The organism is Sphingopyxis sp. Geo25 (genome assembly GCF_949769135.1).
Taxonomy (GTDB): Bacteria; Pseudomonadota; Alphaproteobacteria; order Sphingomonadales; family Sphingomonadaceae; genus Sphingopyxis.
Genome location: NZ_CATKOZ010000001.1, coordinates 753874 through 776384 on the forward strand (window position 1 = coordinate 753874; position 22511 = coordinate 776384).

Consider the following 22511-nt stretch of genomic DNA (forward strand, 5'->3'; position numbering starts at 1 on the left):
CGGCGCGGTGCCACATGGGCGGGCATGAGCGACGAAAAGCCCTGGCCCGACACGATCCGCGCCGGCGACTGCGAGCAGCATGAGCCGCTGGTGCGCCGCGTGCTCGCGCCCAATCCCTCGCCCTATACCTTCACCGGCACCCAGACGTGGATCGTCGGGGCGGGGAGCGACGTCGCGGTGATCGATCCCGGCCCGACCGGATCGGGGCTCAGCATCGGCGACCCCGCCGACATTAACGGCGTCGGGCATGTCGACGCGATCCTGCGCGCGACCGAGGGCCAGCGCATCGCCGCGATCCTCTGCACGCACACGCACCGCGACCATAGTCCCGCGTCGCGTCCGTTGCAGGAGGCGACGGGCGCGCCGATCATCGGCTGCGCGCCGCTGGCGCTGGCCGACGACGGGCCGCGCGCGGATTCGGCCTTCGACAGCGACTATGCGCCCGACCGCGTGCTCACCGACGGCGAGCGGATTGCGGGCGACGGCTGGACGATCGAGGCGGTCGCGACGCCGGGTCATACCTCGAACCACCTCTGCTTCGCGCTCGTCGAAAGCGGGGCGCTGTTCACCGGCGACCATGTGATGGCGTGGTCGACGAGCGTGGTGAGCCCGCCCGACGGCGACATGGCGGCCTATATGGCGAGCCTGTCGAAGCTGTATGAGCGCGGTGACCGCATCTATTATCCGGCGCACGGCCCCGCGGTGACGAAGCCGAGGCAGCTCGTGCGCGGGATGCTGGGCCATCGCAAGCAGCGCGAGCGGCAGATATTGCGCGAACTCGACAAGGGGACGCGCGCGATCCCCGAGATGGTGAAGCATATGTACAAGGGTCTCGACCCGCGGCTGACCGGCGCCGCCGGGCGGTCGGTGCTCGCGCACCTGCTCGACCTCGAGATGCGCGGCGTCGTGCGGTCGCACGATGACGAATGGGTGCTGGCCTGATGCTGATGGCGCTGGTGCTGGCGGCCGCCGTGCCCGCCCCCGCCAATGGCGACGGCGCGGTGGTCGCGCTCGTCAAGGATGGCGATCGGCACTGCCTGCCCGACAGGAGCCTGTGCCTCGAAGTTCCCGCGATCGAAGACGGCAGCGGAAATGCGGCCGCGCTGATCGTGAAGTCGCCGGTTGACGGTACATCGACCAACGTCCCGCTGCCCGCCTATGACGAGACCGAGAAGCAGGAGCTTTGGCCGAACCTCATCGCGGCAAAGGGCGGCGATGGTTCGCCGCGCTACCTTGTCGGCATCCTCGGCCGCGTTAGTGCCATGTACTCGGGCGGCGGCGGATCGGGATCGCGGCTTCATCTATATGAATTCGGCGCCGCGCCGGGATCGACCGGGCTCGGCGCCGAAGTGCTCGATATCGTCTGGGACGGCTCGCTGATGATCCGCGCCTGCTTTTCGGAGCAGGACATGAAGGACCGGCTGGAGGCGTGCCACGACGAATATGATTTTGCCGCGACCTTGTCGGCGGCCCCCGACGATGGCGGCTGGTGGCCCGCGCTGACCTATCGCGCTGCCGCGACGACCTTCCCGCGCACCTCGCGCCGGTCGGAGGACAATAGCGCGGTGAGGCTGACGCGCGCCGACCTGGAGCGTGCGCCCGATCCCCGCTGCAGCTATGACCGCGTGCTGCATTACAACCCCGCGACGTCGCGCTATGAAATGGACCGGCCGGCGCCCGATTGTTCGGATTACACCACGCCATGACCACACCCGCGTCCTCGCCCGCACCGCGCCTGTTGCCGCGCCTGATCCTGCTCGCGGCTGCGGCTTTGCTCGCGCTCGCCGCCTGGTGGGCGGTCAGCGCGTGGCGCGACTGGCAGAAGGGCTTCGACCCCGAGACCGTCGTCGCGGCGAGCCTGCAGGGGTTGCAGGAGCAGAATGTCCTCGTGCCCTTCACCGCGCGCTATGTTGCGGTCGTGACCTCGACGCAGTCGCGGCTGGGGCTGGAGGCGAAGAAGACGCTAATCATGCCGGGGACGGTCCGCTACGAGCTTGACCTTGGCAAGCTCAGGCAATCCGACCTCGACTGGGATGCTGCGACGAATGCGCTGACGGTGACGCTGCCGCCGCTCCGCCTCGCCGGGCCCGAGATTGATCTGGATTCGATCAGCGAGTTTCGCGACGGGGTGATCCTGCTGACGCTGACCGACGCCGAGAAGACGCTCGACGCCGCGAACCGCAAGGCGGCGCAGGAAGAGCTGATCAGGCAGGCGAAGGGGACGGTGCCGATGCGGCTGGCGCAGGGCGCCGCACGCACCGCGGTCGAGCAGAGCTTCGCGATGCCGCTGAAGGCCGCGGGGATCGAAGCAAAGGTGACCGCGCGCTTTGCGGATGACCCTGCGAACTGACCCTTTCGCAAGGTTCGGGGATGCGATATTCTCCGCGCGGGCAGGCTGCGAGGGGAATGGGGCATGGCGACGATGGTCGAGGGCGCAGTGCGCGCCGAACGGTTCTGGCAACGGATGGCGATCGGGCTCGCCGTCTTCATCATATTCGGTTTCGTGCAATTTGCGCTGCGCGGTTTCGTCGATCCGGTGAAGGCGCCCTTCTGGGTGCATCTGCACGGGGTCGCGATGCTGGCGTGGCTCGGGTTGCTGATCGTCCAGCCGACGCTGGAGGCGCGGGGCAATCTGGCGCTGCACCGGCGGCTCGGCTGGATGGGAGCGGGGCTGGCGGCGTTGATCGTCTGCCTCGGCATTTTCGTCGGGCTGGCCTCGCTGGCGCTGAACCGCTTCCCGCCCTTTTTCACCGCGCCCTATTTCCTTGCGCTTACGACGATCGAGGCGCTCGCCTTCGGGCTGGCGGTGATGATGGCGATCCGCCGGCGCAGCGATACCGAATGGCACCGGCGGCTGATGATCGGCGCGACGATCATGATCCTCGAACCCGCGCTCGGCCGGCTGCTGCCGATGCCGCTGATGATCGGCTGGTCGGACATTCCTGTCGCGCTGATCCAGCTTGCGGTCGTCGGGATCATCGCGGCGCACGACCGGCGCACGCTGGGGCACGTCCATCCGGCGACGAAAGCGGTCGCGCTGCTTGTCATCGCGGTGCGCGTGATCGTCTATCTGTTGTCGCTGACGCCGCCGGTGGCCGCGCTGGCGGCGAAGCTAACCGGAAGCTGATACGGCGAATTGCCCTTGGGGCGGACGCGGTGTAGAGCGCCGCGCAAGGCAAAGCCATAAAAGGAAAAGCCATGACTGCTCCCGTTCGCGAAAATCTGTCGGGTCTCGACCTGCGCGCCGAAATCGAGCGCCTGCGCAAGGAGCGCAACGCCGTCATCCTCGCGCATTATTACCAGAAGCCCGAGATTCAGGATCTGGCCGATTTCGTCGGCGATTCGCTCGAGCTCTCGCGCAAGGCGGCGGACACCGACGCCGACGTGATCGCCTTTTGCGGGGTCAAGTTCATGGCCGAGACCGCGAAGATCCTGAGCCCGCAGAAGACGGTGATCCTGCCCGACATGGACGCCGGGTGCAGCCTCGAGGACAGCTGCCCGCCCGAACAGTTCAAGCGTTTCCGCGAAAAGCATCCCGACCATATCGCGCTGACCTACATCAACTGCTCGGCGGCGGTGAAGGCATTGAGCGACATCATCGTCACCTCGTCGAGCGCCGAGACGATCATCAGCCAGATCCCCGAAAGCCAGAAGATCATCTTCGGCCCCGACCGGCACCTTGGCGGCTATCTCAACCGCAAGTTCGGACGCGACATGCTGCTGTGGCCGGGCGTGTGCATTGTCCACGAGGCGTTCAGCGAGACCGAGCTGCTCAAGCTGAAGGCGCAGCATCCGGGCGCGCCGGTTGCGGCGCATCCCGAATGTCCGCCGCACATCGTCGACCATGCCGACTATGTCGGATCGACGAGCGGCATATTGCAGTTCGCGAAGAGCTTCCCCGGCGACACGCTGATCGTCGCGACCGAGCCGCACATCATCCACCAGATGGAACTCGCGCTGCCCGAAAAGACCTTCATCGGCGCGCCGGGCGCGGACGGAAACTGCAACTGCAATATCTGCCCGTACATGGCGCTCAACACTATGGAGAAGCTGTACATCGCGCTCCGCGACCTCAAGCCGCAGATCGAGATGGAGGAAGGGCTCCGCCTCGCTGCGCGCAAGAGTCTCGACCGGATGCTCGAAATGGCATCGGGGACCGTCGGCAAGGGCGACCTCGGACGCGCGTGAGTCGCGGCTGCGAGTCGCTTTCTGCGGTTTCGCGAATCGAGTCGCGGCGGCGAGTCGCGCATTTCGGTCCGGCCGATGAATTCAAAAATGCTGCATTGCTATTACAAAAATGCTGCAGCGAATCCGCTTGTTGCTAATGCCGGACTTATCCACAAGCGAACGGGTATGATTGCTGCTTTGCGTGCATTTTCTGTTGGCGACACCCGGCGTTCGTGACAGCTTCAAATCATCGGACGACGGAGACGACGGACCGCCGGGACGAGAAGGGCAGTTGCAAGACTGGCCGGACGAGAACGGAGAGGGACGACGAGGAAGGCAACCGATAGCCGGATCACGGAACGCAGCGATTCCCACGAGTTGAAGCGGACCCGATCAGGTACGGAAATGCAGTCCATCGCTTTGAAAGCGCAGCTGTTTCGGCAGAGGCACGGACGAGATGATGAAGGGCTTTCCAGGTGAGGCCGGCCCCCGAAAGGGGGCCGACCGAACCATCGCCGGATCGTTCCGGCGCACGCGGCGGCGAGGCGTTTTGCGGGTCACTGACCGAAAGGACAGGGAACCGGGATGCAGCGGCGAAGCGCGGCGAGGGGCGTAACCGGATAGTGGGGGTTGGCAGCGATGTCGGCCCCCATTTCGTATGCGCGAACGGGGGACATTCGCTCCCGTGCCGGACGCCGCGGCGACGCCGCAGCCTTTTCCCAAAAAAATTCCACCGAGTGATTGGCGTCACATCGCGGTCAAACAAGGCTGCTTATGCCGGTGTTGCGACCCGGAGCAGTTCCCCGATCGGAACTGATCCTCCTCTTCCCGGCCGTGGCCTTTGGGTCGCGGCCGGGAACCTTTTCCACCCCTCTCGCATTATTCGCGTATCGGCGGCTGCCCGATCGCCTGTTGACGGGCTCGCCGACCGGAAAGGGAAGATCATAGGGATGATCGATTTCGTACCTTGCGCCTGTCCTCGGTGAACGGCGCCCCGGCAACCGCGCGCGCTCCGCCATTTCGCTAGGCGATTGCAGTGATTTAGGGTAGCACAGGCTGTCCACAACGTCGGGCAGACCATTGATCGTAGGGGGTCAATCATGATTAGTTTCATTATCGCTATTGTGATGGGCGGCATTATCGGCTGGCTCGCCAGCATCGTGATGCGCACCGATGCCCAGCAGGGCATTTTCCTGAATATCATCGTCGGTTGCGTCGGGTCTATCCTCGGCCGGCTGCTCTTGGGCGGCGTCTTTGGCGGCGGACACCTGCGCGGCGATGCGTTCGACTGGCGGACGCTGGTCACAGCGTTCATCGGCGCGATCATCCTGCTGGCGATCGTCAACCTGATCCGGCGCGGCAGGGTACGCTGACGGCGCGAACGGCCGGGTCCTATCCGGACCTGACAGCGAAGAAACGGGGGCGGTCGGCGCATGTCGGCCGCCCCTTTTTGATGACCAACTACTGGAATTTTCTGCCCGACCTGCCTAAGACGCGGTGCCCGGAGGGTGGGGCGAGGGAGCCTGTTTCACCCCTTGCGCGTGGTGATTTAATAGGGTAATACACCGACCGGAAATTGGGCTGCGCCCGTGCGGTGCGGCTTGCACCGCCGTCGGCAGCACGCCGGCGGCCGAGGGGATGTGGCGTGAATTACGAGCGGAAAGTGGATTCGATGGACAGCCTGGCGGGGACCGAAAGCTTTTACGAAGCCGATGACAACCGCCGCAAGCGGATGCTGACGATCGCGGCGGTCGCGCTGATCGCGGTCATCCTGCTCGGCGTCTGGTATGCGTTCGCGCACAGCAAGGGCGCCGATACGGCGGCGAGCGGCGCCGGCGGCGCGGGCGCGCAGAATGTGCCGAACGTCACCGTCGTCATTCCCGGCCGCGTCTCGGTGCAGGCGGCGATCGCCGCGAACGGCACAATCGCGGCGCGCCGCGAAATGCCGGTCGGCATCGCGGGCGAGGGCGGACAGGTCGTCCGCGTGCTCGTCGAGCCCGGCCAGTGGGTCGGCGCGGGCCAGACGCTCGCGGTGATCGACCGCGCCGTCCAGTCGCAGCAGGCGGCGAGCCTCGCGGCCTCGATCAAGGTTGCGCAGGCCGATGCCGATCTGGCGCAGGCGGAGCTGGAGCGGGCGCAGGCGCTGGTCGGCCGCGGCTTCATCTCGAAGGCCGACATGGACCGCAAGCGCGCGACCCGCGATGCCGCGAACGCGCGCGTCCGCGTGTCGCAGGCGCAATATCAGGAAGCGCTGGCGCGCAACGGCCGCCTCAACATCGTCGCCCCGGCGGCGGGGCTGGTCCTGACGCGTCAGGTCGAACCCGGCCAGGTCGTCGGCGCGGGCAGCGGCGTGCTGTTCCGCATGGCGCGCGGCGGCGAGATGGAAATGCTGGCGCAGCTCGCCGAAGCCGATTTGCAGCGCGTCAAGGTCGGCACCCGCGCGACGATCACGCCGGTCGGCACCGACCTGCAGATCGCGGGGCAGGTGTGGCAGGTTTCGCCGATCGTCAACATGGACACGCGGCAGGGCACGGTGCGCATCGCGGTCCCGTACAGCGCCGCGCTGCGCCCCGGCGGCTTCGCCGACGCGCGGCTCGTCTCGGGCACCGAAGAAGCGCCGCTGCTCCCCGAAAGCGCGGTGCAGAGCGGACCCGACGGCAATTTCGTGCTGGTCGTCGGCGCGGACGACAAGATCGAGCGCAAGCTGGTGAAGGTCGGCACCGTCACCGACGGCGGCGTGTCGATCGCGTCGGGCCTGACCGGCAACGAGAAGGTCGTCGTGCTGGCGGGCGCCTTCCTGAACCCCGGCGACAAGGTGAAGCCGGTGGTCCAGAAATCGTCGCAGTAAAATTGGTCGCACACGCAGCCTGCGGGCGCACAAGGGCGTTTGAATCATGAGCTTTCGCAACATCTCCGCCTGGTGCATCCGCAACCCGGTGCCGCCGATCGTGCTGTTCATCCTGTTGCTGCTGGCGGGGGTCGTCAGTTTCAACCGGATGGACGTCAACGACAATCCGGACATCGAATTCCCGGCGGTGCAGGTCATCGTCGCCCAGCCGGGCGCCGCGCCGTCCGAACTCGAGACGCAGGTGACGCAGCGCGTCGAAGCCGCGGTGCGCAGCGTCAGCGGCGTCGACGAAATGTCCTCCTATGTCAGCGAGGGCAACAGCCGCACGATGGTCCAGTTCGCGATCGGCACCCCGATCGACCGCGCCTATAACGACGTCAACCAGGCGATCTCGCAGATCCGCAGCGACCTGCCCGACGGCATTCTCGAACCGCAGGTCGTGCGCGTCGATATCGCGGGCGGCCCGATCACCTATTTCGCGGTCGAGACGCGCGACATGACGCTGGAGCAATTGTCGTGGTTCGTCGACAATACGGTCGCGAAGGAACTGCTGTCGATCCCCGGCATGAGCCAAGTACGCCGCTCGGGCGGTGTCGACCGCGAAATCCGCGTGATCCTCGATCCCGCGCGGATGCAGAGCTATGGCCTGACCGCGAGCCAGGTGAACCAGCAGCTGCGCCAGGTGAACGTCAACGCCGCGGGCGGGCGTACCGAGATTGCGGGTAGCGAACAGGCGGTGCGCGTGCTCGGCAACGCTGCGAACGCGTTCCAACTCGGCGACACGCGCATCTCGATCGGCAACGGCCGCACGATCCGCCTGTCGGACGTCGCGAAGGTCACCGACGGCTATGCCGAACAGCGCAACCTCGCGAAGATCGGCGGCAAGCAGGTGCTGAGCTTCTCGATCGAAAAGGCGAAGGGTTCGTCGGACGTCACCGTCCACGACGAGACGATGAAGAAGCTCGCCGAGATCAAGAAGAACAACCCCAAGGTCGACTTCAAGATCCTGTTCACGCGCACCGAATATACGAAGGAACAATATCGCAGCTCGATGGCCGCGATGATCGAGGGCGCGGTGCTGGCCGTCGTCGTCGTCTTCCTGTTCCTGCGCGACTGGCGCGCGACGCTGATCAGTGCGCTTGCGATCCCGCTGTCGGCGATCCCGACCTTCTGGTTCATGGACATGATGGGCTTTTCGCTGAACGGCCTGTCGCTGCTGGCGCTCAGCCTCGTCGCCGGGGTGCTGGTCGACGACGCGATCGTCGAGATCGAGAATATCGTCCGACATATGCGAATGGGCAAGACCGCCTATCAGGCCGCGATCGACGCCGCCGACGAGATCGGCCTCGCGGTCGTCGCGACGACGATGTCGATCGTCGCGGTGTTCCTGCCCGTCGCGCTGATGCCCGGCGTGTCGGGGCAGTTCTTCATCCAGTTCGGCATGACCGTGGTGTTCGCGGTGCTCGTCAGCCTGGCGGTCGCGCGCATGATCACCCCGATGATCGCCGCCTATTTCCTGTCGGCGCAGGGCGAGCAGGATCACGCCTCGGGCCCGTGGGTCGACCGCTATGAGCGCATCCTTGCGTGGACGCTCGACAACAGCAAGCATCAGGCGAAGCGCGCGACCTACGCGCTGACCTCGACGCGGCTGATCTACCTGATCGTGCCGCTGGTGGTCGCGGGCTTTGTCGGCCTGTTGCAGGTCGCGACCTTTTTCCGGCCGGTTCCTGCCGGGCAGGATGCGCCCAACGCCGCGATCCATTTCCTGCTGCTAACGCCGCTGAGCATCGTCGGCGCGTATCTTGCCGCCGGTATGCTCCAGATCATCATCGGCGCGGCCGCCTATGCACTCGGCGTGCGCCAGTGGGCCTTTACCCATTGGGCGAAATCGATCGCGCAGCGTGCCTACGCGCGGCTATTCGACCATCGCGTCTGGATCGTCGGGATCGGCGTCGCGGCTTTCGCGACGAGCATCGTCTTGTTCGCGACGCTGCCGCAGCAGTTCCAGCCGACGATCAACAGCGATTACAGCCAGGTGCGCTGGGAGCTGCCGCCGGGGTCGACGCTGGCGCAGAGCGAGTATATCTCGAACGAGATCAACGATATTCTCGAAGCCGACAAGACGGTCGAGAATGCCTTCTATGACGTCAATGTCGGCGGCGGCACGGTGTACATCACGCTCAAGAAGAAGCGCGAACAGACCAGCGTCGACTGGGAGCGCGGGCTGCAGCCGAAAATGGCGGCGATTCCCGACGCGCGGGTGTCGTTCCAGAGCCAGTCGGGTGGGTTTTCGGGTCGTGACCTGACCTTCGTCATTGGCGGCGACGATCCGGCGCTGCTCGAGAGCCACGCGCTGAAGATCGTGGCCGAGATGAGCAAGCTCAAGGAACTGCGCTCGCCGCGGATCGAGGGCGACATTCCGCGCCCCGAAATCATCGTCAAGCCGCGCCTCGACCTTGCCGCCGAACTCGGCGTCACGACCTCGGCGCTCAGCCAGACGATCCGCATCGCGACGATCGGCGACATCGACCAGAATGCGGCGAAATTCTCGCTGTCCGATCGCCAGATTCCGATCCGCGTGCTGCTGTCCGAAGATTCGCGCCGTGCGCTCGCGACGATCGAGAACCTGCCCGTTCCGACCTCGCGGGGAACGACGGTGCCGCTGAAGTCGGTCGCCGAGATCGGTTTCGGCGCCGGTCCGACCGAGCTGCGCCGCTACAACCAGACGCGGCGCATCGTGATCGGTGCGGACCTCGCGCCCGGCCTTGTCACCGGCGACGCGCAGAAGAAGATCGACGCGCTGCCGGCGATCAAGAACATGCCGCAGGGCGTGCGCAAGATCATCCAGGGTGACGCCAAATGGCAGGCCGAACTGATCAACAACTTCCTGATCGCGGTCGTCTCGGGCCTGCTGCTCGTCTTCTCGACGCTGGTGCTGCTCTATCGCCGTTTCCTGTCGCCGCTGGTCAACATGTCGTCGCTGTTGCTCGCGCCTTTGGGCGGGCTGCTCGGGCTGCTGATTACGGGCATGGAAATCTCGATGCCGGTCTATATCGGCCTGCTGATGCTGCTCGGCATCGTGGCGAAGAATTCGATCCTGCTCGTCGATTTCGCGATCGAGGAAATGGATCATGGCGTCGGCAAGATGGAGGCGCTGCTCGATGCGGGCCGCAAGCGCGCGCAGCCGATCGTCATGACGACGGTCGCGATGGTTGCCGGCATGGTGCCGACGGCGCTGTCGCTGTCGGGCGACGGCGCGTGGCGTGCGCCGATGGGCGTCGTGGTGATCGGCGGGCTGACCCTGTCGACGCTGCTGACGCTGCTGATCGTGCCCGCAGGGTTCAGCCTGGCCGACAGCATCGAGAAGCGCCTCGGCCGCTTCTTCTCGCGCAACCTTCTGACCTATCGCAAGGGCGACGATGTGAAGCCGCACGGCGCCGCGGCGCCCGAACCGGCGGAATAATGCAGGCGAACCGGCGCGGTAAGTCGCTGCGCCGGTTGCAACCTTTGCGGCGTTTCGCCATTTGGTTCGCATGACCGACAGCCTTCTTTCCCGGCCGATAGGCGTCGCCATTCCGGCGCGGGGCTCCAATATCCGTGTGGTGGCGACCGGATTGCTGATCGTCATGGCGGCGGTGTTCCTCGCCGCGCGCTATTTCGATCACGTCCATCCCGCGGTCGGTTTCGTGCGCGCCTTTGCCGAGGCGGCGATGGTCGGCGGGCTGGCCGACTGGTTCGCGGTGACCGCGCTGTTCCGCCATCCGCTGGGCCTGCCGATCCCGCACACCGCGATCGTGCCGCGCAACAAGAACCGCATCGGCGACACGCTGGCGCGCTTCCTGCTCACCAATTTCCTGCTGCCGCGGCTGATCGCGCGCAAGATGCAGACGGTCGACGTCGCGGGCGCGGTCGGGAAATTCCTGTCGCAGCCGGCCGAGGGCGGCGGGCGGCTCAAGCTCGGCGCGTCGCGGATCATCGCCGACGGGCTCGGCGCGCTCGATCAGCAGCGGCTGGGCGGCATGGTCAAATCGGCGATCGCCGATCGCCTGCGCGACCTCGACGTCGCGCCGCTACTCGGGCAGGCGCTGCAGGCGGCGCTCGCCGAGGGGCGGCACCAGCCCTTGCTCGACGCGATGGTCAAATGGGGATCGAAGACGCTCGAACTCAACGAGCATCTGATCCACCAGATGGTCCACGACAATTCGAGCGCGATCGTGCGCTTCACCGGGCTCGACGAGAGCATATCGAACCGCATCGTCGCGGGGCTCAGCAAGCTGCTCAGCGAAATGGCGGTCGACGAGACGCACCCGCTGCGCATCCGCGTCGAGGAAGGGCTCGCCAAGATGGCGCTCGACCTGCAGCACGATCCCGAGGTGAAGGCGAAGGTCGGACAAGTCCGCGACGAGCTGCTCGAGAACAAGGCGGTCAAGCGCTGGCTCGACGGATTGTGGGAACAGGGGCGCGCGGCGCTGCTCAAGGCCGCGCGCGACCCCGACACGATGCTTGCGGGGCGAATCGGCGAGCTCGTCACGCAGTTCGGCGCGATGCTGGGCGAGGACGAGGGGCTGAAGCGCACGCTCAATCGCTATGCCCGGCGCGCGGTGGTCGGGACGGTCGACAGCTATGGCGAGACGGCGCTGAAGCTCGTGTCCGACACGATCCGCGGCTGGGACGCCAAGACGATCACCGACCGGCTGGAAAATGCGGTTGGCGACGACCTGCAATATATCCGCATCAACGGCACGCTGGTCGGCGGATTGGTCGGCGTGCTGATCCACGCGGTGGATGTGCTGCTCTAGACGAGGTTCGTTGATCTAGGGTCAGGACCCTAGACGAGGCTGGCGAGCCCGTCGCGAAACGTCGGATAACATGGCGCCCAGCCGAGGAGCCGCTTCGCCTTGCCGTTCGCGACGCGGCGGTTCTCGGCATAGAAGGCGCGCGCGGCAGGCGAGAGGCCGGCTTCGTCGAGCGGCAGGAGCGGGGGAAGGGGCGCATCGAGCATCGCGCAGCCCCATTCGACCAGCCGGTTCTGGTGGCAGGGCTCGTCGTCGGCGAGGTTGTAGATGCCCGCCGGTCCGCGGAACGACGCCATGACGCCGCCCGCGATGTCATCGACATGGACGCGGCTGAAAACCTGACCGGGCAGGTCGATCCGGTGCGCGCGGCCTTCGTTGATCCGGTCGAGGATCGAGCGGCCGGGGCCATAGATGCCGGGCAGGCGAAAGACCCGCACGTCGCCGCGCAGCGCCGACCATGCGGCGTCGGCGGCGTTGCGGTCGGGGCGGCGGCCCTTGATCGGCGCGCTTTCGTCGACCCACGCGCCGCCCGTGTCGCCATAGACGCCGGTCGAGGACAGGTAGCCCACCCAGCCGGCAGGGGCGACGGCGATCGCCTGTCCGAAACGGTCGAGGACCGGATCGCGGCCGCCTGCAGGTGGGACCGATGAGAGGATATGCGTCGCCGAGCGCAGCGCGCCGATTACCGCAGCCTCGTCGGCGAACGCGATGCTCTCACCGCGCCCGTCTTGCGTGGTGCCCTCCACGTCCCAGCCGCGCGCGCGCAGGCGCTCCGCGAGATGACCCGCGGCATAGCCCATTCCGAAAATCAGCATCTTCGCCATTGCAGCGCTTATTGCGCGGCTGCGGCGCCGCGCCTAGACCCTCGTTCATGACCGATGCCTCTTCCACGCCCGCCATTCCCGTCACCATCCACCGCGCCGATTACCGGCCGCCCGAATGGCAGCTTCCCGACATCGCGCTCGATTTCGCGCTGGGGATCGACGAGACGCGCGTCACCGCCGCGCTGTCGGTGGTGCGCAGCGCCGACGCGCCAGTGCCGTTGACGCTGCGCGGCGACGGGCTCACCGCACTCGCGGTGCGCGTCGACGGCGAGGGCTGGAACGACTGGCGCATGGAAGGCCCCGACCTGGTCGTCGATCTCGGCGACCGGACCGAGGCGGTGGTCGAGGTCGACACCGCGATCAACCCGGCCGCGAACACGCAGCTGATGGGCCTCTACGCGTCGAACGGGATGCTCTGCACCCAGTGCGAGGCCGAGGGCTTTCGCCGCATCACGTTCCACCCCGACCGGCCCGACGTCCTCAGCCGCTACAAGGTGCGGATGGAAGGCGACAAGGCGCTGTTCCCGATCCTGCTGTCGAACGGCAATTGCATCGAAAAGGGCGAAAGCGAAGGCGGGCGGCACTGGGCGCTGTGGGAAGATCCGTGGCCGAAGCCCTCCTATCTCTTCGCGCTCGTCGCGGGCGACCTGGTGGTCAATCGCGACGAGTTCGTCACCCTGTCGGGGCGAAAGGTCGAACTCGGCATCTGGGTGCGCGAGGGCGACGTCGAACGCACGAGCCACGCGATGCAGGCGCTCAAGAACAGCATGAAATGGGACGAGCAGGTCTATGGCCGCGAATATGACCTCGACCTGTTCAACATCGTCGCGGTCAGCGACTTCAACATGGGGGCGATGGAGAACAAGGGGCTGAACATCTTCAACACGCGTTACATCCTCGCCGACCCCGACACCGCGACCGACCTCGACTATGACGGGGTCGAGGGCGTCGTTGCGCACGAATATTTCCACAACTGGTCGGGCAACCGCGTCACCTGTCGCGACTGGTTCCAGCTGAGCCTGAAAGAGGGCTTCACCGTCTTTCGCGACCAGAGCTTTTCGGCCGACATGGGCTCGCCTCCGGTCAAGCGGATCGAGGATGTCCGCCTGCTCCGCGCTGCGCAATTCCCCGAGGATGCGGGGCCGCTCGCGCATCCGATCCGGCCCGACTCCTATCAGGAAATCAGCAACTTCTACACCGCGACCGTCTATAACAAGGGCGCCGAGGTCATCCGGATGATGCACACGATGGTCGGGGCGGAGCGTTTCCGCAAAGGCACCGATCTCTATTTCGAGCGCCACGACGGCGAGGCGGCGACGTGCGAGGATTTCGTCCGCGCGATCGAGGATGGCGCGGGCGTCGACCTCACGCTGTTCCGCCGCTGGTACGAGCAGGCGGGGACGCCGCGCGTCACCGCGCGCATCGAGAGCGACGAGGCCACCGGCGAGCGCGTGCTGCACCTCGCGCAGACGGTGCCCGCGACCCCCGGCCAGCCCGACAAGGCGCCGACCTTGATCCCGCTGCGGATCAAGGCGTTCGACCTCGACGGCGGGCATGGTGTCGAGGAGGAACGGCTTGTCCTGCTCGACCGCGCCGAGATGGCGGTGTCGCTCGGCCATTATCGCAGCCGCCCGATGCTGTCGGTCAACCGCGGTTTCTCGGCGCCGGTGATCGTCGATTGCGCGCGCGAGGACGGCGAACTGGCGTGGCTTGCGGCACACGACGACGATCCGTTCGCGCGCTACGAGGCGTTGCAGCAGCTGATGCTCGACACGCTGGTCGCCGCCGTGTCGGGCGAGACGGTCGATCACAGCGTCGTGATCGACGCCGTCGCGCAGACGCTTGGCGGACGCGCCGCCGATCCGGCGTTCGTTGCCGAGGCGGTGCTGCTGCCGAGCGAAGCGTTCGTCGGCGACCAGATGGTCGTCGTCGACCCCGACGCGATCCGCCGCGAGCGACTGGCGCTGCAGGCGGCGATCGGCCGAGCGCTCGAGAGCGAATGGCGTGCGATCCTTGGCGAAACGCCGCCGCCCGCCGCGATCCTGTCGCGCAAGGCGAAGGGGGGACGGCGCCTGCGCGGCGTCGCGCTCGCCTATCTGGCGGCGACGGGGCTGCCCGATGCGCCGGCGGTCGCGTTCCGGATCTTCTCCGACGCCGACGGGATGACCGAACGGCAGGCGGCGCTCGCGACGCTGGCGCATGGCGACAGCGACGAGCGCACCCACGCGCTCGACATCTTCTACCAGCGCTATCGCGACAATCCGCTCGTCCTCGACAAATGGTTCCAGGTGCAGGCCTGGTCGTTGCGCCCCGACACCGTCGATGCGGTGAGGGAACTGGCCGGGCATCCCGACTTCACGCTGGCGAACCCCAATCGCGTGCGCTCGCTCTATGGCGCGCTGACGGGCAATCAGGCGGCGTTCCATCAGGCCGATGGGGCGGGCTATCGGCTGATCGCCGACCTTGTCATCGCGCTCGACCCGAAGAACCCGCAGACCGCGGCGCGCATGATCCCGCCGCTCGGCCGCTGGAAACGCTTCGACGAGGCGCGGCAGGCGATGATGAAGGCCGAACTGCAACGCATCCTCGCGCAACCGGGCCTGTCGCGCGACGTGACCGAACAGGCGTCGAAGAGCTTGCTGGGGTAGCGTCGGCTTCGGGCGGGCCGGAACCTGCCTTTCGATTTCTGGCGCAAGACTATAGTAACCTTCTCATTTGACCCGGTTTTAAGTCCCTGCGAGGCATGGAAGCCCGCAGAACGGGAGTGGGTCGATGTCGATACGCGTGACGGGGTATGCCTTGATTTCCAGCGCGGCGCTCATCGCCGGTGCCCAAGCCGAGAAAGCGCCCGAGGCCGACCCGGCGCGCTATGTCGCCGCTTTCACGACGATGTGCCGCGACAGATTTCCCGACGTCGACGCCGTTGCCCGAAACGCAACGTTGAACGGATGGAACGAAACCACGCCGCGACTGATCAGCGGAACGGCGCCCGTGCAAATGCCGCGCGTGTTCATCAAGGATGGCCTGATGCTCACGACGACAAATGGTTCGAGCCCCGTTTACAGCGCGACCTGTCAGATCACGGGATCGGCAAACACCAGCCTGTCGGGCGCCGATGTGGCTGCAATACTCTCACCGGCGATCACCATGGGTGAACCGCAGCTCGGCCCGGGCAATCCGAAGCAGAACGACTTTGCGCGCTGGACGCAGAGCGGCGGGATCGTCGTCGAGGCCGGTATCGCAGTTTACCACAAGCGTGTGCGGACGATTTCGATCTCGATCCGGAAGGCCCGATAGGTTCGCCGACGGCCGCCGCAAATCCATCGGCCCCCGTCGGTGCCCAGCCGTATATCGGGCGCGCTGTCGGCGATCGGGCGGTCAGGCGATCCTGAAATGGCTGAAAAATGGCTGTAGCCGCCAGCGGATCTGCGCTTCGTCGAGCATGGCGTCTTCGACGCCGAACAGGCGGTTGAGCATCATGTCGCCCGAAATCGTCGATAGAAAAAGATGCGCGGCCGCTTCCGGATCGTCGATTGCCGCCTTGCCGGTCGCAGCCCATTCGGAGAATAATGCGGATACCTCCGCAATGAAAGGAAGGTGAAGGTCGCGATAGGTTTGCAACGCGAAATCGCGGTCGCGCAGGCCTTCGGAAACCAGCATCCGCAACAGCGCCACCGTACGCGGCGATTGCCAAAGCCCGATCTCGCGGCGGACGAAGCCCATCAGGATTTCGACGGCCGACGTATCGGACGCCTCCACCTGGTTGACGCGGCCATGCATCGTCTCGTCGCGCCAGCGCACGGCGATCGCATGAAGCAGGCCCTGCTTGTTGCCGAACAGCTCGTAGAGGGTCGCGAGCGAGCCGCCCGAACGCCGGACGATCTCGGCGAGACTCGTCCTGTCATATCCCTGGTCCATGAACAGCGTTTCGGCAGCGTCGAGAATCGCCTCGTACCGCCGTTCGCGCGGACTGGTAGGCCCCTCGGGTCTATCGGTTTGACATAGCGTCACTTCATTCTCGACCAACAGCCCGTCCTCTCCCTTGCTCTTTTCTGTAATCTTAATTACACCGCGCCAAAGTGCAACGGTTTCCATCCGTCGACGTTCACCGAAAACAGCGAATTTTTCAGGGGTCCCTATGAGTCGCGTCCGTCCCTTTGCAAGCGCCTCCGGCGCTGCGCTGGCCCTGTTGCTGGCTGGCTGTTCGTCGGATGCGCCGCCTGCGCCTCCGCCGCCCGAGGTCAACATCGTGACGGTCGGGACGCAGCCTGTTCCCAATATCATCGAGCTGCCCGGCCGTGTGCAGGCCTATCGCACTGCCGAAGTGCGCGCGCGCGTCGACGGGATCGTCGAGCGCCGCCTGTTCGAGGAAGGCAGCTATGTTGCCGCGGGCAAGGCGCTGTTCCGGATCGATCCGCGCCAGTTGACCGCGAACGTGAATGCGGCGCGCGCCCAGCTTGCCCGCGCGCAGGCGACCGCCGCCAATGCACGGCAGGTGGTCGGCCGCTATCAGCCGCTGCTGTCCGAACAGGCGATCGGCAAGCAGGAGTATGATGCTGCGGTTGCCGCGCAGCGCACCGCGGAGGCCGACGTCCAGTCGGCGCAGGCCAATCTCGATTCGGCGCGGCTCAGCCTGGGCTATGCGAGCGTGACGGCGCCGATTGCCGGCCGGGCGCGGCGCGCCGAGGTGACCGAGGGCGCGCTGGTCAGCGCGGCGCAGGGCACGTTGCTCACGACGATCGAACAGATCGACCGCGTCTATGTCAATTTCGGCCAGTCGAGTTCGGATCTGATGGCGATCCGCCGCGACATCGAAAGCGGGAAGCTGCAGATTCCGCCGGTGGGCCGGGTCGAGGTGCAACTGGTACTCGAGGACGGCACCCCCTATCCGGTGGTCGGGCATCTCGACTTCCTGGACCTGTCGATCGACGAGGCGACCGGCACCGCGGCGTTGCGCGCCGAATTCCCCAATCCCGCCGATACGCTCCTGCCGGGGCAATTTGTGCGCGCGCGTATCAAGGCCGGTTTCAGGCCGAACGGCATCCTGATCCCCCAGCGCGCGGTCAAGCTGTCGGCCGATGCGGCGACGGTGATGATCCTCGATGCAAAGAACATCGTCACGATCCGTCCGGTGAAGCTCGGCATGATGCAACAGGGGCAGTGGGCGATTCTCGACGGGTTGCGCGCCGGCGACCGCGTGATCGTCGACGGGCTGCAGAAGGTCCAGCCGGGGCAGACCGCCAAGGTCGGCGGAACCGCGGCGACGCGGCCGACGCCCGCCAAAACCGCGACGAAGAAACGCTGAGCCGCGCCGCATGAGCCCCCGCTTTTTCATCGACCGGCCCATTTTTTCATGGGTCATCGCCATCGGCATCCTGCTGGCCGGAATCATCGCGTTGCGCGGTTTGCCGGTCGAACAATATCCCTCGGTCGCGCCGCCATCGCTGACGATCAGCGTCACCTATCCGGGCGCCGATGCGAGCACGCTCGAGCAGAATGTCACGCAGGTGATCGAGCAGGAGCTGAACGGGGTCGAGGGTTTCCTCTACATGGCCTCGACCAGCGAATCGAACGGGACGGCCTCGATCACGCTGACGTTCGAAGCCGGCACCAATATCGATGACGCCCAGCTGGAGGTGCAGAACCGTCTCCGCCGGGTCGAGCAACGCCTGCCCGACGACGTGCGCCGCCAAGGCATCTCGGTCACCGAGGCCAATTCGGGCTTCCTGCTGATCGTCGCGATCACGTCGAAGAGCGGCAACACCGACCCGATGGAGGTCAACAATTTCGCGAACACGCGCGTGCTCGACGAGCTGCGCCGCGTGAACGGCGTCGGCAACGTCCAGGCCTTTGCGCCCGAATATGCGATGCGCATCTGGCTCGACCCGCAGAAGCTCGCTTCGCACAATCTGTCACCCGCCGAAGCGCTGGGCGCGGTGCAGGAGCAGAACAGCCAGACGCCGGGCGGCCAGCTCGGCGACCAGCCGCTTGCAAAGAATGCGCAGCTCAACGCCGTGATCACGACGCAGGGGCGTTTCACCAAGCCCGAGCAATTCGAAGGCATCATCCTGCGCGCCAACCCCGACGGTTCGGCGGTAACGCTGGGCGACGTCGGGCGCGTCGAGCTGGGCGCGGCGAATTATGTCTTTTCCTCGGAGCTCAACGGCAAGCCGATGGCGGGCCTTGCCATCCAGCTGACGCCAGGCGCCAACGCGCTGTCGACCGCCGAGGGTATCCGCAGCCGGATGGAAGAGCTTTCGAAGGGCTTTCCGCCCGACGTCACCTGGTCGATCCCTTACGACACGACCCCCTTTATCAGCCTGTCGATCGAAGAGGTGGTGAAGACGCTGGGCGAAGCGATGATCCTGGTCTTCCTGGTCATGTTCCTCTTCCTTCAGAACTGGCGCGCGACGGTAATCCCGACGATCGTCGTCCCGATCGCGCTCGCGGGCGCGTGCCTCGGCCTCTGGATCGCGGGCTTTTCGATCAACGTGCTGACCCTGTTCGGCATGGTGCTGGCGATCGGCATTCTCGTCGACGATGCGATCGTCGTGATCGAGAATGTCGAGCGCATCATGAGCGAGGAGCATCTGTCGCCCTATGAAGCGACGGTGAAGGCGATGAGCCAGATCACCTCGGCGATTATCGGCATCACGCTGGTGCTGATCGCGGTGTTCATCCCGATGGCCTTCTTCCCCGGCTCGACGGGCGGCATCTATCGGCAATTCTCGCTGACGCTCGCGATTTCCATCGCCTTTTCCGCCATGCTCGCGCTGACCTTGACCCCGGCGCTCTGCGCGACGCTGCTCAAGCCGCACGATGAGGAGAAGCGGAGCGGGCCCATTGGCGAAAGATTCGACCGCTTCTTCGCCCGCTTCAACGGCTGGTTCGGCCGCACGACCGATCGCTATCAGGGGCGCGTCGGACACATATTGTCGTCGCCGCTGCGCTGGCTCGGCGTCTTCGTAGCGATGGTCGCGGTGACTGCGCTGCTCTTCACGCGCCTGCCGGGTTCGTTCCTGCCGCAGGAGGATCAGGGCTATCTGATCACCGTCGTCCAAGCGCCGCCGGGCGCGACGACGCAGCGCACCGATCTGGCGTCGGCCCAGGTGAAAAAATTCTTCGCCGCGCAGCCGCAGGTCGCGAACACCGTGCTCGTCCGCGGTTTCAGCTTCTTCGGTCAGGGCCAGGCGAACGCGATCATGTTCACCCCGCTCAAGCCGTGGGACGAGCGCACGGGCGGCGGGGACAGCGCCGATGCGATCGCCGGCAAGGCCATGGGCGCGTTCATGGGGATCAAGGAGGCGTTCGTCTTCTCGCTGAGCCCGCCATCGATTCCCGAACTCGGCACCGCGAGCGGCTTCACGTTCAAGCTGCAGGATCGCGGCGGCAACGGCCGCGCGGCGCTGATGCAGGCGCGCAACCAGATGCTGGGCGGCGCGATGCAGAGCAAGCTGCTGGCGAACGTCCGGCCCGAAGGGCAGGAGGATGCACCGGTGCTGAAGGTCGATATCGACCGCATCAAGGCGCGCGCCCTCGGCCTGTCGATCGGCGACGTCAACGCGACGCTCGCGATCGCCTTTGGCAGCGCCTATGCCAACGACTTCACGCGCGAGGGCCGCGTGCTGCGCGTGCTGATCCAGGCCGACGCCGCGAGCCGGATGACCCCGCAGGACGTCACCGACCTCAAGGTGCGGAGCGCGGCGGGCGAGATGGTTCCCTTCGGTTCGTTCAGCACCGCCGAATGGTCGGCCGAGGCGCCGCAGCTCCAGCGCTACAACGGCTATCCCGCGATGACGATCTCGGGCGAACCCGCGCCCGGCCAGTCGACCGGCGAGGCGATGGCGGAGATGGAGCGGCTTGCGGCCTCGTTGCCCGCAGGTTTCTCCTATGAATGGACGGGCATTTCCTATGAGGAGAAGCAGTCCGCCGGGCAGATCGGGATGCTGCTCGGTCTGTCGCTCGTCGTCGTCTTTCTGCTGCTCGCGGCGCTCTATGAAAGCTGGTCGGTGCCCGTCGCGGTGCTCCTCGTCGTGCCGCTCGGCGTGCTCGGCGCGGTGCTCTTTTCGATGATGCGCGGGCTCAGCGCCGACATTTATTTCAACGTCGGGCTGATCACGATCATCGGCCTGTCGGCGAAGAATGCGATCCTGATCGTCGAATTCGCGATCGAGCAGGAGGCCGAGGGCAAGTCCACGCTCGACGCGGTGATGGAAGCGGTGAAGCTGCGGCTGCGCCCGATCATCATGACCAGCCTGGCGTTCATCCTTGGCATGGTGCCGCTGGTCATCGCGAGCGGCGCTGGCGCGGCGAGCCGCATCGCGGTCGGCTCGGGCGTGATGGGCGGAATGATTGCCGCCACTCTGCTCGGTATCTTCTTCATCCCGCTTTTCTACCTGTCGGTGCGCAAATGGCTGAGCCGCAAGCGACCGCCCGCGCCCGGCGAGAGAGGTCATCATGACCCGGAGCCCGGCCATGCGTAAGTTCGCTGTCCTCTTCGCCGCGACCGCGTTGACGGGCTGCGTCAACCTCGCGCCCGAGCATGTGCGGCCGCCGCTGGCGACCGACGCGCATTATCCGCAGGGGTTCGAGAATGACGTGACGCTGGGGCAACGCGCGACCGACGTCGCGTGGCGCGACTTTTTCGCCGACCCGCAGCTCGAGGCACTGATCGCGCGCGCGATCGAGCGCAATCGTGATCTGGCGGTGGCCGTCGCGCGCATCGAGGAGGCGCGCGGCCTCTATCGCATTCAGGACGCCGATCGCCTGCCGACCGTTGGCGCGAGCGCCGAGGCGGCGCGTAGCCGGGGCCCGTCGCTGACCGGCGCCGGAACCGACACATCGAACCGCTATTCGGTCGGCGTTGGCGTCACCTCGTTCGAACTCGATTTCTGGGGCCGGGTGAAGAATCTGTCGGAGGCGGCGCGCAGCCAGTATTTCGCGACGCAGCAGGCCGAGCGCGCGTTCCGGCTGACGCTGGTTCGCGACGTTGCATCGACCTATTTCGCCTCGCACGGCGCCGAGGAGCAGATCGAGCTCGCCGAGGCGACGGTGACGAGCCGGCGCGAAGGACTGCGGATCGCCAAGCTGCGCCTCGACGCCGGGGTGACTTCGGCGCTCGATTACCGCCAGTCGGAGACGCTGCTCACGCAGGCCGAGACGCAGCTTGCGAGCCTGAAGCTCGCGAAGGCGCAGGCGGACAATTTCCTTGCTGTGCTCGTCGGCGGTCCGCTTCCGGCCGATCTGCCCGCGCCGCTGTCGCTGGCCGCCCAGTCATCGCCGCCGGCGCTGTCGGCTGGCCTGCCGTCGGACCTGCTCGTCGCCCGGCCCGACATCGTGGCGGCGGAGGAACAGCTTCGCGCGGCGCGCGCCAACGTTGGCGCGGCGCGCGCCGCCTTCTTCCCGTCGATCTCGCTGACCGGCAATGTCGGTTTCGCGTCGAGCGCGCTCGACGGCCTGTTTACCAACAATGGGCTGACGTGGAGCTTCGGGCCGTCGATCACCCTCCCGATCTTCGATTTCGGGCGCAACCGGGGCAATCTGACGGTCGCCGAGGCGCGCGAGAATATCGCGGTCGCGACCTATGAAAAGACGGTCCAGTCGGCCTTTCGCGAAGTCGCCGATGCGCTCGCCGGGCGGCGCTATCTTGCCGAACAGGTCGAGGCGCAGGAGCGCGGTACGCTGGCGACGCGCCGCATCGCCGACCTGGCGCGCAAACGCTACCGCGAGGGTGTTTCGACCTATCTCGAAGTGCTCGACGCCGAACGCAGCCTGTTCGCCGCCGAACAGGCATTGATCGAACTGCGCCGCGCGCAGGCCGACAATCTGGTGACACTGTATGTCGCGCTGGGCGGAGGGTTGGTCGGGCCTGCCTGA

At 66.4% G+C, this 22511-nt stretch carries 16 protein-coding genes; 14 read left to right on the top strand and 2 right to left on the bottom strand.

Going from position 1 to position 22511, the window contains the following annotated elements:
* Window positions 1–24 precede the first annotated feature (24 nt).
* From QOL68_RS03875 to QOL68_RS03915, 9 genes are all read left to right on the top strand, one after another.
* Entirely contained in the window at window positions 25–942 is a 918-nt protein-coding gene (locus tag QOL68_RS03875) for an MBL fold metallo-hydrolase (protein WP_282947106.1), read from the top strand.
* Window positions 927–1706, top strand: coding sequence for a hypothetical protein (locus QOL68_RS03880; protein WP_282947108.1), 780 nt, complete (start codon window positions 927–929; stop codon window positions 1704–1706). Before QOL68_RS03875 ends, QOL68_RS03880 begins: the two co-directional genes overlap by 16 nt.
* Window positions 1703–2350 carry a DUF4230 domain-containing protein gene (locus tag QOL68_RS03885; RefSeq protein WP_282947110.1) on the top strand — a complete coding sequence of 216 codons (648 nt, stop codon included), beginning with the start codon at window positions 1703–1705 and terminating at the stop codon, window positions 2348–2350. Before QOL68_RS03880 ends, QOL68_RS03885 begins: the two co-directional genes overlap by 4 nt.
* Window positions 2351–2413: 63 nt before the next feature.
* Window positions 2414–3127, top strand: coding sequence for an adenylate cyclase (locus QOL68_RS03890; RefSeq protein WP_282947111.1), 714 nt, complete (start codon window positions 2414–2416; stop codon window positions 3125–3127).
* 71 nt (window positions 3128–3198) lie between these two features.
* Window positions 3199–4188, top strand: a complete 990-nt coding sequence (nadA, locus tag QOL68_RS03895) for a quinolinate synthase NadA (RefSeq protein WP_282947113.1) — start codon at window positions 3199–3201, stop codon at window positions 4186–4188.
* A 1079-nt stretch (window positions 4189–5267) separates the two neighbouring features.
* Window positions 5268–5540 (top strand): GlsB/YeaQ/YmgE family stress response membrane protein, encoded by a 273-nt coding sequence (locus QOL68_RS03900; protein ID WP_197410113.1) that lies wholly within the window; start codon window positions 5268–5270, stop codon window positions 5538–5540.
* A 272-nt stretch (window positions 5541–5812) separates the two neighbouring features.
* Window positions 5813–7015: an efflux RND transporter periplasmic adaptor subunit gene (locus QOL68_RS03905; RefSeq protein WP_502957371.1), complete on the top strand. Its 1203-nt coding sequence runs from the start codon at window positions 5813–5815 to the stop codon at window positions 7013–7015.
* Between the two features lie 46 nt (window positions 7016–7061).
* On the top strand, window positions 7062–10478 hold the full coding sequence (locus tag QOL68_RS03910; RefSeq protein ID WP_282947117.1) for an efflux RND transporter permease subunit: 3417 nt from the start codon (window positions 7062–7064) through the stop codon (window positions 10476–10478).
* A gap of 70 nt (window positions 10479–10548) precedes the next feature.
* Complete coding sequence (locus QOL68_RS03915; protein WP_282947119.1) at window positions 10549–11814, top strand: DUF445 domain-containing protein; 1266 nt, start codon at window positions 10549–10551, stop codon at window positions 11812–11814.
* A 29-nt stretch (window positions 11815–11843) separates the two neighbouring features.
* Here QOL68_RS03915 and QOL68_RS03920 read toward each other — a convergent pair whose 3' ends face one another.
* A complete protein-coding gene (locus tag QOL68_RS03920) occupies window positions 11844–12635 on the bottom strand; it encodes a Rossmann-fold NAD(P)-binding domain-containing protein (protein ID WP_282947121.1) in 792 nt (263 codons plus the stop codon).
* Between the two features lie 47 nt (window positions 12636–12682).
* On the opposite strand from QOL68_RS03920, the gene pepN reads away from it, so the two are divergent.
* Together pepN and QOL68_RS03930 are read left to right on the top strand one after the other, a co-directional pair.
* Window positions 12683–15283, top strand: coding sequence for an aminopeptidase N (pepN, locus tag QOL68_RS03925; RefSeq protein WP_282947123.1), 2601 nt, complete (start codon window positions 12683–12685; stop codon window positions 15281–15283).
* Between the two features lie 124 nt (window positions 15284–15407).
* On the top strand, window positions 15408–15932 hold the full coding sequence (locus QOL68_RS03930) for a hypothetical protein (RefSeq protein WP_282947124.1): 525 nt from the start codon (window positions 15408–15410) through the stop codon (window positions 15930–15932).
* 81 nt (window positions 15933–16013) lie between these two features.
* On the opposite strand, the gene QOL68_RS03935 is transcribed toward QOL68_RS03930, so the two are convergent.
* On the bottom strand, window positions 16014–16880 hold the full coding sequence (locus QOL68_RS03935) for a TetR/AcrR family transcriptional regulator (protein ID WP_282947126.1): 867 nt from the start codon (window positions 16878–16880) through the stop codon (window positions 16014–16016).
* Between the two features lie 4 nt (window positions 16881–16884).
* On the opposite strand from QOL68_RS03935, the gene QOL68_RS03940 reads away from it, so the two are divergent.
* From QOL68_RS03940 to QOL68_RS03950, 3 genes are read left to right on the top strand one after another with little or no spacing between them, the layout of a single operon-like run.
* On the top strand, window positions 16885–17940 hold the full coding sequence (locus QOL68_RS03940) for an efflux RND transporter periplasmic adaptor subunit (RefSeq protein ID WP_282947128.1): 1056 nt from the start codon (window positions 16885–16887) through the stop codon (window positions 17938–17940).
* 10 nt (window positions 17941–17950) lie between these two features.
* Window positions 17951–21118 carry a multidrug efflux RND transporter permease subunit gene (locus QOL68_RS03945; RefSeq protein WP_204993958.1) on the top strand — a complete coding sequence of 1056 codons (3168 nt, stop codon included), beginning with the start codon at window positions 17951–17953 and terminating at the stop codon, window positions 21116–21118.
* Window positions 21111–22511, top strand: a complete 1401-nt coding sequence (locus QOL68_RS03950; protein ID WP_282947130.1) for an efflux transporter outer membrane subunit — start codon at window positions 21111–21113, stop codon at window positions 22509–22511. Before QOL68_RS03945 ends, QOL68_RS03950 begins: the two co-directional genes overlap by 8 nt.